Below are 16162 nucleotides of genomic sequence, written 5' to 3'. Positions count from 1 at the left end.
ACTGCAAAGGACGGAAAACATGAGCAAAACGATACCGGTTAAAAAGAACGATTTTATAGATGTAGTATTTGAGGATCTGACGCATGACGGAGCGGGTGTGGCCAAGGTCGAGGGCTATCCGATTTTTGTGCCAGGTGGCCTTCCCGGCGAAAAAGCGCAGGTAAAGGTGGTCAAGGCAAACAAAGGATACGGCTTTGGGCGCTTGATGGAGATTATGGAAAAAAGTTCATTCCGAGTCGACTGTCCGGCAGAGGATGCCCATAAATACGGGGGCTGCCAGCTGCAGCACATCAGCTATGAGGGTCAGCTGAAGTATAAGGAAAATCAGGTGAAGCAGGTGCTGACGCGTATTGGCAAGCTTGAGGATGTAAAAGTGCATCCGATTTTGGGGATGGAGCACCCGTGGCATTACCGGAACAAGGCACAGGTGCCTGTTGGCGAGCAGGATGGCAAGCTGATTGCAGGCTTCTTCAAGCCGCGCAGCCATGAAATCGTTGATACGAATGAGAGTCTGTTGCACTTAAATGAGATTAACGAGGCTGTCCAGGTGGTAAAAGAAATCGCCAGTGAGCTGGGAATCCTGGCGTATAATGAGGAGTCGCACAAAGGAGTGCTTCGCCACATCATGGCCCGCTATGGAAGGCAGACCGGCGAGCTGATGGTCGTCGTTGTGACGAGAACGAATGAGATTCCTCATAAGAACAAGCTCGTCGAGGAGATTATTTCGAGGCTTCCTAAGGTAAAATCCATCGTCCACAATGTGAACTCCAAGAAAACGAATGTGATTATGGGTGATAAAACAGAGGTCCTCTGGGGAAGCGAGGTTATTTATGATTTTATCGGTGACATTAAGTTCGCCATTTCCGCTCGTTCCTTTTACCAGGTAAACCCTGAGCAGACAAAGGTGCTTTATGACAAGGCACTTGAGTACGCAGAGCTGACAGGTGAAGAATCCGTCATCGACGCTTACTGCGGCATCGGCACGATTTCATTGTTTTTAGCGCAAAAAGCAAAGAAGGTATTCGGGGTCGAGATTATTCCGGAAGCGATTGAAGATGCAAAAAGGAATGCAGAGCTCAATGAGATTACCAATGCAGAATTCGCCGTCGGTGAAGCGGAAAAAGTCATTCCAGCCTGGTATGCAGAAGGAAACAGCGCCGACGTGTTAGTCGTCGATCCACCGCGCAAAGGCTGTGACGAAGCACTTTTGCAGACCATTATTGATATGAAACCGAAGAAGGTTGTGTATGTGTCTTGTAATCCAGCTACTCTGGCGAGGGATTTGCGGATCCTTGAGGATGGCGGGTATAAGACGGTTGAGGTGCAGCCGGTTGATATGTTTCCGCAGACGACGCATGTGGAGTGTGTGGCGAAGATTGAATTACTTTAAGCGAAGAGCCTTATCCCTTTGACGGATAAGGCTCTTTATATCCAAATCCCCCCACCAAAAATTGGGCAATAAATCTGCCCTTTCACCCAAAAACATTATGCTATAATAACCTAATTAAAAAACTGTATATACTTATAGATTAATTGACTATTTCAAAATTTTTTTTGTTAAAAAAAGCAGGTGGATATATGAAAAGTTCTCAAATAAAGGCATATCGTTGTCCGATCGCTTTGACCAATAAGGCAAAGAGTAAAATGCGAGAGGCTGGGTTGGATGAGCGATCGTTTTTTTTATTGGAGAAATCGTTTTATGTTTATATAGAAAAGTATCCGCAATCGGCAGATGGTCTTGTTTCGGCTGCCTTGTTTTTTGACATTGAAAGAAACGAAAAACTGGGAAAGACATGCGGCAGATCTGTTGTCGTTTTACATTGTTTGGTAAAAGAGGATGGATTTGTTGCGACGAATGTAACGACGAGGCCGACACATATCCCATTGCCGTCTAATTGGCGCCTGCCGGCAAATCTTACTTTTGACTTAAATGTTCAGGGTAGCGGACCGTTACCGTTTGAGTTACTGAACTTAATTCACAACATGCCGGTTGCCCAGGAAAGTTCTATGTATGTGAAAAAGCGTATTGCGAGTTGGGAAGGCTATCTGAAAATTCAGGAGCAGTCCGCAGATATTCCTGATATAACCTCCCGATATTCCACGCTTTTATTCAATGATGACTTCAGTCAGGTAAAAATAACAGGCTGTGAGCTGAATGAAAAGGATTGGAAGTCGCTCAAGGATATGAGCGTCAAGCTAAAAGGGATTGACCAGGAAATAGGAAAAGTTCTGAAAGCGAATCGTTCGGCTTCTACGGTTGAGGTGGAAATACACAGTTATATGGAAGCTCAGGCCCGCAGGCAGCGGCTTGATGTACATCCTAAGGAAGTCATCTTTAGCAATTTTGCAACCTTAAGTCAGTTGAAAAGACTTCGGCAAGGATTTAAGCAATTGGAAAACGGTTTGGCCGCGAATCCTGAACTGGAACGCCTTTTATTTGAAAATAAGCCGCCGGTCAAAGAGGTCAAAGCCCAGGCAAAGCTGCAGTTTCACAATCGATTGAACGAGTTCCAGCAGGCAGCTGTAAAAGGCACTATGTCTGCTGAAGACTTATACGTCATCCAAGGGCCGCCGGGAACAGGAAAAACAACCGTTATTTCTGAAATCTGTCTGCAAAATGCGAAGGCGGGGCTGCGAACTCTAGTTGCGTCGCAGTCGAATTTAGCGGTCGACAATGCGCTTGGCCGATTGCTGGCGTCTAAGGATATCCGAATCCTCAGAGTGGGGCGGACGGAAAGCATAGAAGAAGAGGGTAAAAAGTTCATCGAGGAGAATGTCGGACAGTATTGGAAAGACCATACGCTGCAGGAAGTTTCCAGCCAAATCGAAGCTCGAAACCAACGGGAAACCGAAATAGAAATGGAATGGACTGCGAATGAACAGGAACAAGAGTGGCTCCAGCAACAACTTGCCCGACTGCTAGCGGAGCTTGAAGCAAAGAAGAAAGCGCAGCAGCAGTATAATGAAGTTCAGTCAATTATTGAAGAACATAAAAAGAACATTCATGGAGTTGAACAGGAGGGGCAAGTAGTTCAGCAGCTTATACAGAAAATCGAACAGTCCTTGCGTTTGTTAAATGAAACGATTGATAAAGACGAAACTTTTCTTGTCGAAGAGCCTGATCGTGACTTGATCCAAAAAGAGTTGGAGGCCAACCAGCAAGAGATTGTACGGCTGCAAGAAAGTGTAGCCCTTCAGGTGCTAGAAGAAGAAATGAATGAACTGAAACAAACGATCGACAAGGTTTCTGCTGAATGTGAGAAACGGAAAGAGGAAACGAAGCAGACGGAGGCTATGACAGATAGAATAACTGCCGCCAAAAAATTCGACAGTTTAAAGTGGATCATTCTGGAACAAAATCTGACACGCTCTCTACAAGTGCAGTCATTGATCGCAAAGCTCGAACACCTTCGCGAAAAAATCAACCAGCTGGAAAAGTTAAAGGAATATAATGAAAAATTAAATCCTGCGATTTCCTATCTTGAGCAGCTTTTGGGGGAGGAGAAGTACCAGGAACAATTTAAAAACATGCCTCCAGTTGTTACGACTGCTCTCGAAATTGACCAATTTCTAGAGAAACTGAGAAGTGAGTTAAAAGAAAAATCAACCATTCATCATAACAGGCTTGAAACCTTTCTTAAGGGCCTATATGGTCGGAGACATTTTATATGGCAAAAAGCGGACCAGCTAAAACTGAATGATGCAGATAAAAAAATGGCACAAGAAGCACTTCTGCATTTGAAACAGGAACTGATTCGCCAGCTTCAGCCTGAACTCGATGAAAGCAAGTTGATGCAACAAAAGTATCAGAGAGAGATGAACGAACAGACTGCCAAGCTTACTTTCCTGAAAAACAAGCACGCACAAAAGATAGTCACTGCAGTAATGATTCCAAGTGCAAAGGAATTGCTTCATGAAAAAGAAGCCAAAGCGTTTGAACTGCAAACTAAGAAAGAGCAATATGAGCAAGCCGAGCTCAGGGTAAAACTGAATCAGCAAAAACGGGAACAAGAATCACTCCAGCTGCAGCAAGCAATGCAGAAACAAACCGAAATCGGCGTCAGTCTTGCAAATCTCTCCTGCATAATCAAAGAAAAAGAAGCTGAACAAACGCCACTACATGAAATCCTTTCTTTAGAACCCGAAAAGGAGCACGAAGAGGTATTAAAGAAGCTGGCGAGCGTTTCTTTTACCCGGGAGTCGTTGAAACAGGAAAAGCAGAGACTACCGCTGTTCCAGGAAGTCCAGGGACTGTGGCAGTCATTGCTAGAAGAAGCAAATGACCATGACTTGAATGAAATCCGAAAGCTTTATGTGAAGCATGCAAATGTAATTGGAACAACATGTGTGGCCTCCGCCCGCAAAGATTTCATTGAGAGTTACCCAATTTTTGACGTGGTCATTATTGACGAAGTATCAAAAGCAACCCCGCCGGAGCTCCTTTTGCCGATGCTGAAAGGGAAAAAAATCATTCTGGTCGGCGACCATCATCAGCTGCCGCCTCTTTTGGGGAACGATACATTGGAGGAAACGCTGCAGGAAATGGCGGATGAAAGTGAAGACTTCGAAGGAAAAGCGGAACTTAAAAAGCTTTTAAATGAGTCGCTGTTTGAACGACTGTTTAAAAACTTGCCGAAAAACAATAAAACGATGCTTGCTATTCAATATCGGATGCATGAAAACATTATGGAAACGATAACGCCATTTTATCTGCAAGAAAACGAACAGCTCCAATGTGGCTTAATCGACTCCGATCTGGATCGGGACCACAAGCTGGAATCACTGCACATCAAGCGAAACAATCATCTCCTTTGGCTCGATATGCCGAACGAGCCTTTATTTTTCGAAGAGAGAATGAAAGGTGGAAAAAGCCTGTACAACCCGGCTGAATTGAAAAGGATTGGCGAATTGCTGAAGGAATTGGATGATGCAACTGCAGAGGCAAAGAGAGCTGGAAGAATGGAAACCAATGAGAAAAAAAGCATTGGAGTAATCAGTTTTTACGGAGAACAAGTGAAAAGGATCGACCGCATGCTTCAACAGGAGTTGCATTTGCCCCACTTAACGATCCGTACAGGGACAGTCGACAGATTCCAGGGCATGGAGATGGATGTAATCCTGTTAAGTATGGTGCGTAATCATGATAATAAGCAGGATGATATCGGATTTGCCAAAGACTATCGCAGGCTGAATGTGGCATTGTCGAGAGCAAGAGAGCTGCTTGTGATGGTTGGCAGCACGAAGATGTTCACCGAGCGGACGAAACATAGGGATGCAAGAAAAATGTATACTCACGTTTTTGAAACGGTCAAAAAGCACAATGGATTGCGAACTCTTGAAGAGGTGGGTATGAATGGATAAATTAAAAAAGCAGTTACATGCGAATTTACTTAAAAATCCAGCTGTCCAAATCAAGAAAACGGGGATCTGGCAATTCCCGGTGACGATTTATACTGTGGCGTTTAATCGTGTAAAACGGTCAAAAATGGACATTCTCATGAAAATGATGCTGCTCACTTTTGAAAAGGCCCAAATCCATCGCGCAGCCAATTTATCTCAACTGCTGCTGGTCGAGGAGCTGTTCATTGAAGATTTACTGAAGAAAATGCAGCGCACGGGTTTGATCACACTGGAAAAAGGAAGCTACAGGCTGACATCGAGAGGGCACGGGCAGTTGAAAACAGGGATTATGGAAGAGGAGTTGGCAGAAGAGTCGGCTGTGCTTTCATACAGCCCGATTCACGATGAGGTTTGGCCAGAGATGACCGAGCCTTTGCCTGAAACTGACGAAGAACTGCCGCTTTACCGGTATGATAATCATCAGAACATCTTAGAGAAGGAACGTATTCTGCAAGTTCTCGCTGAGAGCCGAAATGGCGAGGAGGAAGACGGCTTCCAGACAGTAGTGGCTGCAGTAAATAGCTTTGACGAACAGAAAGTTGAGCACATCCCATGCCTCGAATTTCAACTCTACAATAAAGAACAAGACAAATTCTATGCCCGTGTCTGGAATACCCAGCTCCAACGCTGGGATGAAACATTCGAAAAGCAAATAGAAGAAAAAGAACGTCTGATATGGCGGGATGGGGACGTACCTCATGCTTCCTTTTAACTGTGAGGCAGCGGTGAAGATTGTACTTGTGTAAATAGGAGAGCCTTATCCTTTGGTGGATAAGGCTCTTTTAGTGTCACGAATTCATCCTAGCTGATAGCAGTATTTGGATTCTAGATTGAAACGCGAGAACCGTCCCCATGTCTCTAAAGTTAAAATTACCATTCCAATCAGTTTGATAAAAAGTGCTTAAACATGGTATAAGTGTAAAAGGAGCAGGGATATTCTGCTTTTTAATTTTGGGATAAGGGGTTAGCCTGGTATCCCTTAATGAGAGGATTTGAATGGCACGATGAAAGAGAATTTCTGGCGTGATTTACCACGACCTTTTTTTATACTGGCACCAATGGAAGAAGTGACGGATGTAGTTTTCCGCCATGTAGTGAGTGAGGCAGCAAGACCGGATGTATTTTTTACGGAATTTACAAACAGTGAGAGTTATTGTCACCCTGAGGGAATAAAAAGTGTGCGGGGGCGTTTGACTTTTACAGAGGATGAACAGCCAATTGTCGCCCATATCTGGGGGGACAGGCCTGAAAACTTCCGGCAAATGAGTATTGGTATGGCGGAACTGGGCTTTAAGGGTTTGGATATCAATATGGGCTGTCCGGTACCCAATGTGGTTCAGAACGGGAAGGGAAGCGGCCTGATCTGCCGTCCGGAAGTGGCAGCAGAATTAATACAAGCAGCAAAAGCGGGAGGATTGCCCGTAAGTGTAAAGACAAGGCTCGGTTTCTCTGATGTGGACGAATGGAAGGTCTGGCTAAGACACATTTTAGAACAGGACATTGCGAATCTTTCCATCCATCTGCGTACAAGGGATGAAATGAGCAAGGTGCCAGCGCATTGGGAGCTGATCCCAGAGATTAAGAAACTTCGTGACGAGGTGGCACCGGATACCCTTTTGACGATTAATGGGGATATTCCTGACCGTCAAACTGGATTGAAGCTCGTTGAACAATATGGTGTTGATGGGGTTATGATTGGGCGTGGAATTTTCCATAATCCATTTGCATTTGAAAAAGAGAAGAAAGAACACAGCAGTGAGGAATTGCTTGACCTCTTAAGACTGCATATGGAGCTTCATGATAAGTATGCGCACTTAGAGCTGCGGCCGTTCACGGCTCTTCATCGCTTTTTCAAGATTTATGTTAAGGGATTCCAGGGAGCTGCTGGATTAAGAAATCAATTGATGAACACGAAGACAACAGATGAAGTGCGGGAATTGCTTGAGCAGTTTGCGTCCGAGAAACTGGAGGGAATTGGAGAGCAGTAGGAGTGACCCCACTTCGAACTGAAATTGATTGCCTCCAAAAAGTTAATTTTAATAGTAAGCAGTTAGTTGGCTGGTGTGGAGGCCGGGATAAAAACCGTTCTCCACACCAGCCATTTTTTTTATTCTTCAATCCAACTGCTCTCATTTCCTTATGTGAAATAAAGAATTTTAACCTCGGCGACCGTAATAGGGGCACAAAGTTGAAATTCCCTTTGCTTAGCTTAACAGGATGGAAGCTGGAACGTTCCAGATATTTCATAGATTTGATTTCCGCATGGATCTGTACCGGCCAGTCGCACGGTAATAGGGGTATTTACCGTTGTAGTATCAAAGAATCCTGGAGCACATGGATTCTCTTCATCGAGGCAAATGGAACAGATCACATTATCAACGCAAGTGACACTTTGGCAACAGAATGAAGCTATTGAGCCATTTTGATTATGTGTTCCCGTCACGGACACATAAAATGGGATGCACCCCACTGCTCTTACGGAATTGATATCAACATCACAGTTCAATGGACTTCCGCATGGAGTAGGGATTTCTACATTTACAAAGCAGGGCTCTACTACACATTGCAGGCAATTAGTTTCAAAACCAACTTGTGCAGATGCATTGTCAATCGTAAAGTTTGGCGGGATGACAACAGAGCAGCAGAAATTCACTGTATCATCACATGGTGCACAGCTCGTTTGAATACAGCCCTCAACTACCAGATTATCGATAAAGGCTGCACTGTCAAAGATACAGTCCGTTGTGTCTGCAACTTGGAAAGATAAAGTAATAACTTGATTTGCGAATGGAGAAAGGTCGAATGAAGCAGTCTGTATTGTTGGATTAATATTGTTAAAACACACATCATTTGGAGTGGGCGGAGCTAATACAACATCTTGTGGTGTAACTGGAAAACCGGGTATTGGTGTACCGTTTACAAGCACACTGAAAAAGTCAAGACGGCTTCTTGGATTCTCCTCGGTCCCGAACTTCCAATCAAAAGTTAAATTACCGGGATTCGATGAAAGTAAAAATTGAAGATTCAACGTTACTGTATCTACACCGCTCGAGTTATAACAGGTGCTGCAGAAATTTGATGCAGGACCCGCAATTTGCGATGCGTTCCCGTTGCTTAGCACTGCAAACGAAGTACCCTCCGTCGGGAATCCTTGAAGGGGTGTCGTGTGCACCGCTCCTTGCTCCGGGTTATTTGCTGTTAACACAGCATCGAGTAAACATTCTAGGGACTCCGGTGAAAGAATTGCTTCTGCGAGTTTTAATGCTGTTACCGGCGTTTGCTGAACCGAAATGGATTCCTTCTTTTTCGAATTCGCCTTTTCTTCGTGCATTCTTTGCCTTTCTTTTTTAAGTTTTTCCCAATCATTAGGATCCAAAGATAACACTCCTTATAATTTCTTTATAAAGTCATTCATAAATGGATAGGGAAGTGTAGTCATTTTTTCTTCTCGTGTTGGTTAACGGAGTATTCTTGCAGTTTTTGATTTTACTTGGATATTGAGTGTATATTTATGAATGATAGACTTGTAATTATGGTATTCTCATGATTGCTGCCTTGATTGTATGTTTGTCCTTCAATTGAAAAAACAAACTTTCGGCCAGTCGGATATTGATAGGTGTAATCTGGAGGGGAATGGGATAGCAGTAGGAGTGTCCCACTTGAAGGTAAAAGCGGAGTAAGGTAAGAGAAGGCAGCTGACCCAAAAGGGAGCTGCCTACTTTTTTTTGAATGATGGGTGAGTGAATCAGTACCTAGAATTTATATTTTTAAAAAGCTGAAAAAAATCGGCCCATTATAAGAGAGCCGATTTAAAAAACGAATACTACACTATTGATTCAAACTGCTTGGAATAGAGGTGAGAATAAGCTCCATCCCTTGCAAGCAGCGCATTATGTGTGCCTTCCTCCACAATACCCTCTTCCGTCAATACGATGATCCGCTGTGCGTTCCGGATGGTTGAAAGGCGATGGGCTATGACAATGGTTGTACGCCCTTTTGCAAGCAAATCCAGTGATTCCTTGATGATGCTTTCGCTTTCGTTATCCAGTGCGCTCGTTGCTTCATCCAAAATAAGGACTGGCGGATTCTTAAGGAAGACGCGGGCGATGCTAAGCCGCTGCTTTTGTCCGCCCGAGAGCCTTACCCCACGCTGTCCAATTTCGGATTGATAATCTTCCGGCAGCTTCATGATAAAGTCATGGGCATTAGCACGCTTGGCTGCCGCGATAATATCCTCATCACTCGCTTCCGGATTTCCGTAACGGATATTTTCCATCACCGTTCCTGCAAACAGGTAAACATCCTGCTGAACGATTCCTATGTTCTTTCTTAAAGAAGAGAGGTCGATATCACGGACATCGGTTCCGTCGAGCATTACCTTGCCGCCAGTCACATCATAAAAGCGGGGGATAAGCGAGCAGAAAGTGGTTTTGCCTGCACCTGATGGGCCAACCAAGGCAACATATTCTCCAGGCTGTATTTTCAGAGACATATTTTCAAGGATATGGTTCGAATGGTCATCATACCGGAAATGAACGTGTTTAAACTCAATTTCGCCACTGACTTCCCTTAGTGTAACTGCATTCGGTTTGTTTTCAATTGCTGGCTGTATATTCATGATTTCCGTAAAGCGCTGGAAGCCGGTGATTCCTTCCTGAAATAGCGTGCTCATTTGAACCATTTTTTGAATCGGTTCGAGCATAAAATTTATATACAGCAAAAAAGTGATCAAATCGGCTAAATCCAATGTATTTTTTACGATGCTTGAACTTCCGAAGATGATTACCGCGATTGTAACAAGCTGGATTAGCGTTTGGATCACATTGTAAAAGTTAGCCTCTGTCTTATAGAAGCTGATCCTGCTTTCAAGGAAACGGTTATTTTCACGGTTGAACTTCCCAATTTCTACCTGCTCGTTGGCAAAAGACGTAACAACCCGGATGCCAGCCAGACTATCCTCCACCTGGGCATTTACGTGTCCAATTCTTACTTTGTTTCTTATTAAGGCCTTGTTTTCCATCTTGTTGAAATATAAAGTAAAGAATCCCAGGATCGGCAAAAAGCAGAATATCACAATCGTCAATGGCGCGTTAATAAAGGACAAGATGACAAATGCTCCGATAAAGCGGACGAGATATTTTAAGTAATCTTCAGGGCCATGATGGTACAGCTCAGATAGCCAAAGCAAGTCGTTCGTAATCCTGGCCATCAGCTGACCGGTCTGTTCCTTATCATAAAAGCTAAAAGAAAGCTTTTGCATGTGTTCAAACAGCTCGGTGCGGAGGCTGCTCTCCATTCTGGCACCCAATTCATGGCCCTTATAGTCCACGATGTAGTTTCCGATATTCTGGATTGCAGTAAGCAAAAGCATCAGCCCGCCAATCCAGTACACCTTATTTAACGCCATTGACAGGTCACCCTCCAGCACATCCTTTGTAATATACCGGACAAGCAGCGGAAACAGCAAAGACAATGCTGATACGAGCAAAGCACATGCCAATATGGACAAAAACAATTTAAGATACGGTTTATAATACGAGAAAAATTTTTTAACTGGAAAATCCATGAGTTACCCCTTTATGTGTTATTTAAATAAACACATATAAGGGAGTACACCGTTACAATTAAAGAAGTGTTTCCCCCTTATATGTTTGTACGGTTTTGTTCATGATGTTTCTCATTGAAATTCCTCCTTAAACGTTGATATGAAAAGTATAAACTAAGTATTTGATTAAAGTACAGAATATTTGAATAATTATTGCTTAGGGATTTTTGAGTGTGCTTATAAACAAATTGATTCTAAGTATTATCACTTCTTTGAAAAAATGAGGATTTTGGATAAGCCATCTATTATATATTGAATAGAAATAAACAACTGACTTTTTCTTAAAGGTATAGGGAGGAAGAAGTAATGAAAGAGGGAAAAGAAATAAAAATTGGAGCCATCTATCCTTTTACAGGTTCTCTGGCAGCAGTTGGGAAGGATATTCGCCAAGCCATTGATCTGGCTGTTGAGATCGTAAATAATCGATATGATTTGCCTTTGCCTTTAGCTCGTACTAAAGGACTTCCCTTATTAGAGAATCGAAAAATCAAGGTTATTTATGGAGATTCTCAGGGTATACCGGCGACTGGCAGGGAGGAAGCCAAACGATTAATTGTTAAAGAGAAAGTTGCAGCACTGATTGGTTCTTATCAAAGCAGTGTGACTTTACAAGCTTCCGCTATTGCAGAAGCGGAAAAGGTTCCTTTCTTAACTCCAGATGCATCTGCACCGTCGCTTACAGAGAGGGATTTTCAGTACTTTTTCAGAACAGCACCCAACGATCATTTATATACCAATCTATTCTTTGAACTATTTCATTTTCTAAGATCAAGAGGCAAAGAGATCAGCAATTTTGCTATTTTGACCGAGGATTCTATTTTTGGATTAGAAGCAGCTGCGATCGAAAAAAGTCTTATTCGGAGGTTCTCAGGTGAGCTGGTAGCTTTTGAAATGTATACCCCGCCTGTTACATCGCTATTGAATGAACTCGCCAGGATTCGAAAAAGCAATGCGCAAGCCGTTTTTGGGCATCAATTCCTTTCTGATGCTATAAATGTGGCTCAAGGTCTTAAAAGGCTAAATTGGTTTCCAGATGGGCTGGTGGTTCAAAATGCAGGTTACACCATACCTGAATTTCTGGAAAGGGTAGGGGAGGATGGCAATTATATCATTAGTCGTGTTGCCTGGGCACTCGGTTTGGGCAGGGTCAAACCAATTGTAACGGAAGTCAATGAACTTTATCGCTCCAAATATAAGGAAGATATGAATGAAACCAATGCACGCGGCTTTACAGGTTTACTCGTCCTGGCTGATGCCATTAATCGAGCCGGAAGTATAAATAGAAATGAAATAAGAAGAGCTCTGCGTCAAACAAACATTCCCGGAGAAAATTTAATTATGCCATGGCGAGGCGTCCGCTTTGATTCAAACGGGCAAAATATATTGGCGGATGCATTATTGGCTCAAATTATCAAACAGGAATATAAAATTATATGGCCCTTAGAAGTTGCAGAAACAAAAGTAGTATGGCCAGCACCGCCATGGAATGAGAGATAGCACAATGAAGGCGTCTTTTTATGGTATGAAAAAGACGCCTTCGTTGTATGAAGTAATCTTATTTGTTCTAATATCTTCTATGCACCCTTAAATGAAACTTGATATTTCCCCAAGTCCTCAAATCCTCATACTTCTCCTAAATACATTCAAAGCCATAACGCTTTTAACCTTTTATTATACTTTTTCCTCCCACCAGCCAAACGCGACTCTTGCGTGTACCTGTCTTTTTCCCGGGGACAAAAAGAATAATGAAAAAGAATTTCCGGGAGGGATGATAAACATTCCTTGAAAATCATGTTTTGTAAGGGTCGTAATCGGCTCTACTCTTCTTAAAAATGCGTTGGTGCCGCCGCTCGGTTTTCCTGATATGAAGCTGGCATTCTGAATTTTCACCTTAGGCATTGGAGGCGGAACAATGGTTTGGTTCCCGGCAGCAAAATGTGGGGATGTTCTCCCGTTTCCGGGATTAATGCCGCTAAGCCAGGCTGCAGCAGTTAATGGCTCATTAGAATAGTTGCTAATGGTATAAGCGTTTATAAAGATATTTACCTTGGAGTCCGCCGGGTTGACCAATCCGCCCCATCCGTTTAATCCACCGCCGAAGGAAATGAGTTCTGTTTGACCGAGGAAATACTCACCGAGATAGGAATGATAAACATTTTCGGGCAATACAGTGACCTCATTAAGGTGTTTTTCGTTCTCCATAGACTCGAAGTTCATAGTTGCCTTCTCGTAATCATGCATTGGCCGCTTCCTCCCACCAGGTGAAAACGAGTGTCCCTGTGATGTATTGAAAACCCGGCACTTTTAGAAGTATTGAGAATGAGTCTCCGGGACCAATAATGATGGAGCCGTTGTGTGAATCACTTACAAGGGTGGAATTTTGAGCAACAATTCTATCAAATATATTCACACCTTTGGTCATGGGCTCAGCAATATAGCCGGCATATTTCATGACTGCTTTAGGAAGTGGAGAAGGTGAGATTGCCTGATTTGTTGGCGTTACATGGGACGATACTGCCGCATTTCTTGGGGGATTGGCGTTTAACCAGATTTCACTTATGAAATTTTGATTTGAAAGGTTTGTTATCGTAAAAATATCGATATATACATTAACTCCAGAATCAACCGGGTTTACGACCCCACCCCAGGCATGATATCCGCCGCCGAAATTCAATAATCCGGTTTTGCCTATAAAGTACTTTCCACGCCTTGAATTTAAGGCCGGACTTGTTATATTCACCACTTCAATTGGCTGTTTATCTATTTCATTTGGCATACCATTACTCCTAACTGTACTTTTTTCAGAATATATAATATGAAAAAGTGTGGGCAGGTGTTCCTGGAAGCATGGGGACGTACCTAATGCTTCCGTTTATTATTAAGAAAACCCAAAGAAGCAAAGGGACGTACCTAATGCTTCAACTATTAAGCTGTAATCCCAACTGCCTGAATGAAAGAAGGAAAATAGAAGCACATGATACGTCCCCGCGCTTCCTGCTATCAATCGCTAATCCAATCTACCTGAGCAAATGGAGGAAAATAGAAGCACAAGGAGCGTCCCTGTGCTTCGAAACTTAGGCTTATTTGTTCACTTTTTAATTTTATTCAAATAATTCAAATTATTCATGAAATTTCGATTCTGGAAATATATAATTAAACCCATTCAATGGAAATTGATGGGAGGAATGGGATTATGAAGAAGAAGTTTGTTTTGCCTGTAGTTCTGTCGTCGGCAATGTTGGTAGGTTCTATCCCGGTTAGCAGTGTATTTGCGCAGCCTGTTGATTCGAGTTCGATTAGCAGTGGACAAGCTTCCAAGGAGTGGAATGAGAAAGCAAATGTTCCTATATTTGTGAAGGAGCGATTTGCTGAGAAGTTTTCTTCTAGCACAGCTTCTAATGCATTAAATTATCTGAAGAAAAACCAAGACAAAACTGGTATTCCTCATCCTGATAAAAATCTCAAGGTAAAGAGTACACAAAAAGATAAAGTGGGCATGACACACCTTCGCTTTAATCAGTCGGTAAATGGTGTGAACGTAGAAGGATCCGAGGTTATTGTTCATTTTAATGAGAAAAATGAAGTCGTATCCGTCAACGGAAGAACCAATCAAACGATTACAGAGGGTTCAGTGGACACAAATGTGTCATTAAGCAGTGATAAAGCTTTGAGCGCAGCATTGGCTTCTGTCAATGCACCGGAAGAGCTGACATACGAGCCTACTTCGGAGCTTGTTGTCCTTCCTTTTGAAGGTAAAAATTACACAGCTTATAAAGTGAATGTTAACTTCATGGGAGATGAGCCTGGAAACTGGTTTGTCTTTGTGGATGCAAAAACGGGAAAGGTGATCGATCAGTATAATGGCCTAATGCATGCTGATGGGCAGACGCAAAAAGGTGCTGGAAAAGGTGTACATGGGGATCACAGGGAATTACATATTACCCAAGTAAAAGAGCCGAATTCTGGTACCAAGTTTGCGTTAGCAGATTACTCTCATGAGAATCTTGGAGGAATCGAAACGTATGACGCTAAAAATGATAACACTTCCAGTAACGATACGCTCTATTTGGGGAATTCTGCTGCATTTATCAGTGATTATGATCGCGCTGCTGTCGATGCCCACTATAACTCCGAAAAGGTATATGAGTATTATCTGAATGAACATGACCGCAATTCCCTTGATGGCGAAGGAATGGCCATCATTTCAAAGGTTCACTATGGAAATAATTACAATAATGCTTCCTGGAATGGGCGCTGGATGACCTATGGTGATGGTGACGGTAAATTCATGATCTCACTGTCAGCAGGTCTTGACGTTGCTGCCCACGAAATGACTCATGGGGTCATCTCTCATTCGGCTAATTTAGTATACCGCAATCAATCCGGTGCTCTAAATGAATCCTTTGCTGACGTCTTTGGTGCACTCATTGACGACAGCGATTGGGAAATGGGTGAAGATATCATGGCTCCGGAGGCTAAAGCTGCTGGTTCAACAGTACTGCGGAGCTTGAGCAATCCAAACGGTGTTATTGTCGCAAATGAGCAAAGACGGGCATACAGCACAAATGGAGGAGTCTATCCGGATCATATGGACGAGTTTTATAACATGCCAACTTCGGTAGATGGCGGTGGCGTCCATGTTAACTCTTCTATTACGAACCACGCAGCATACTTGATTGGTCAAGAAATTGGGAGAGAAAAGCTGGGGCAGATTTACTATCGTGCCTTAACTGTTTATTTAACTTCAAATTCAGATTTTAGTGACGCACGTCAGGCTATTGTCCAGTCCGCTACCGATCTTTATGGTGAAGGAAGTGTGGAAGAGGCTGCAGCTATTGCCGGATTTGATGGGGTGGGAATATATTAATTTTCAACTGAATATTTAAGTGAGTTTTATGATCCCTCAAATTGAATCGTTTGAGGGATTTTTTAATGGTCTAACTAGTATTATTGTGTTGGCGGAGGCAGCCTGTGGACGTATTACTATAAGAAGGGGGTAGTGGTATATTTTTTTCGGGGTAGGCAACTTCAGGGTTTCATTCCTGGGAAGATTTATCTATTAACAGGTGGGTGCAATTTAATGTATTATTGACTGAGTATTTAGATAGTTAAAACTTTTGGTAAATTCAAAGTTTTATATTGTAATATATCATTTTT

General features: G+C 42.9%; 10 protein-coding genes. 6 read left to right on the top strand and 4 right to left on the bottom strand.

All coding sequences use genetic code 11. The features are described 5' to 3' along the window. Positions 1–19: 19 nt before the first annotated feature. The 4 genes from rlmD (at position 20) to V7201_RS12060 (ending at position 7388) form a co-directional block, all read left to right on the top strand. Complete coding sequence (gene rlmD / locus V7201_RS12075) at positions 20–1390, top strand: 23S rRNA (uracil(1939)-C(5))-methyltransferase RlmD (protein WP_335376988.1); 1371 nt, start codon at positions 20–22, stop codon at positions 1388–1390. A gap of 188 nt (positions 1391–1578) precedes the next feature. Continuing rightward, on the top strand, positions 1579–5361 hold the full coding sequence (locus tag V7201_RS12070; protein WP_335376987.1) for an AAA domain-containing protein: 3783 nt from the start codon (positions 1579–1581) through the stop codon (positions 5359–5361). Continuing rightward, positions 5354–6112 (top strand): hypothetical protein, encoded by a 759-nt coding sequence (locus V7201_RS12065; protein ID WP_335376986.1) that lies wholly within the window; start codon positions 5354–5356, stop codon positions 6110–6112. The genes V7201_RS12070 and V7201_RS12065 overlap by 8 nt, the downstream gene beginning before the upstream one ends. A gap of 292 nt (positions 6113–6404) precedes the next feature. Further along, complete coding sequence (locus V7201_RS12060; protein ID WP_335376985.1) at positions 6405–7388, top strand: tRNA dihydrouridine synthase; 984 nt, start codon at positions 6405–6407, stop codon at positions 7386–7388. Positions 7389–7609: 221 nt separating this feature from the next. On the opposite strand, the gene V7201_RS12055 is transcribed toward V7201_RS12060, so the two are convergent. Next, entirely contained in the window at positions 7610–8776 is a 1167-nt protein-coding gene (locus V7201_RS12055; RefSeq protein ID WP_335376984.1) for a hypothetical protein, read from the bottom strand. A 447-nt stretch (positions 8777–9223) separates the two neighbouring features. Next, positions 9224–10966, bottom strand: a complete 1743-nt coding sequence (locus V7201_RS12050; protein ID WP_335376983.1) for an ABC transporter ATP-binding protein — start codon at positions 10964–10966, stop codon at positions 9224–9226. 345 nt (positions 10967–11311) lie between these two features. Here V7201_RS12050 and V7201_RS12045 point away from each other — a divergent pair, with 345 nt between their 5' ends. Continuing rightward, on the top strand, positions 11312–12502 hold the full coding sequence (locus V7201_RS12045; protein ID WP_335376982.1) for an ABC transporter substrate-binding protein: 1191 nt from the start codon (positions 11312–11314) through the stop codon (positions 12500–12502). A 174-nt stretch (positions 12503–12676) separates the two neighbouring features. Here V7201_RS12045 and V7201_RS12040 read toward each other — a convergent pair whose 3' ends face one another. Together V7201_RS12040 and V7201_RS12035 are read right to left on the bottom strand one after the other, a co-directional pair. Further along, on the bottom strand, positions 12677–13246 hold the full coding sequence (locus tag V7201_RS12040; RefSeq protein ID WP_335376981.1) for a DUF6143 family protein: 570 nt from the start codon (positions 13244–13246) through the stop codon (positions 12677–12679). After that, positions 13239–13781, bottom strand: a complete 543-nt coding sequence (locus V7201_RS12035; protein WP_335376980.1) for a DUF6143 family protein — start codon at positions 13779–13781, stop codon at positions 13239–13241. The genes V7201_RS12040 and V7201_RS12035 overlap by 8 nt, the downstream gene beginning before the upstream one ends. 417 nt (positions 13782–14198) lie before the next feature. Here V7201_RS12035 and V7201_RS12030 point away from each other — a divergent pair, with 417 nt between their 5' ends. After that, positions 14199–15872, top strand: coding sequence for a M4 family metallopeptidase (locus V7201_RS12030; RefSeq protein WP_335376979.1), 1674 nt, complete (start codon positions 14199–14201; stop codon positions 15870–15872). Positions 15873–16162 lie beyond the last annotated feature (290 nt).

Source organism: Bacillus sp. JJ1122, from assembly GCF_036964885.1.
In the GTDB taxonomy this organism is placed as follows: domain Bacteria; phylum Bacillota; class Bacilli; order Bacillales; family Cytobacillaceae; genus Mesobacillus.
This window is presented reverse-complemented; position numbering and strand designations above follow the sequence as displayed.

What these genes read in the sequence shown, in the direction of transcription:
- V7201_RS12070 (WP_335376987.1), top strand. Translation starts at nt 1,579, where the DNA reads ATGAAAAGTTCTCAAATAAAGGCATATCGTTGTCCGATCGCTTTGACC.
- V7201_RS12060 (WP_335376985.1), top strand. Translation starts at nt 6,405, where the DNA reads ATGAAAGAGAATTTCTGGCGTGATTTACCACGACCTTTTTTTATACTG.
- V7201_RS12050 (WP_335376983.1), bottom strand. Translation starts at nt 10,966, where the DNA reads ATGGATTTTCCAGTTAAAAAATTTTTCTCGTATTATAAACCGTATCTT.
- rlmD (WP_335376988.1), top strand. Translation starts at nt 20, where the DNA reads ATGAGCAAAACGATACCGGTTAAAAAGAACGATTTTATAGATGTAGTA.
- V7201_RS12045 (WP_335376982.1), top strand. Translation starts at nt 11,312, where the DNA reads ATGAAAGAGGGAAAAGAAATAAAAATTGGAGCCATCTATCCTTTTACA.
- V7201_RS12030 (WP_335376979.1), top strand. Translation starts at nt 14,199, where the DNA reads ATGAAGAAGAAGTTTGTTTTGCCTGTAGTTCTGTCGTCGGCAATGTTG.
- V7201_RS12040 (WP_335376981.1), bottom strand. Translation starts at nt 13,246, where the DNA reads ATGCATGATTACGAGAAGGCAACTATGAACTTCGAGTCTATGGAGAAC.
- V7201_RS12035 (WP_335376980.1), bottom strand. Translation starts at nt 13,781, where the DNA reads ATGCCAAATGAAATAGATAAACAGCCAATTGAAGTGGTGAATATAACA.
- V7201_RS12065 (WP_335376986.1), top strand. Translation starts at nt 5,354, where the DNA reads ATGGATAAATTAAAAAAGCAGTTACATGCGAATTTACTTAAAAATCCA.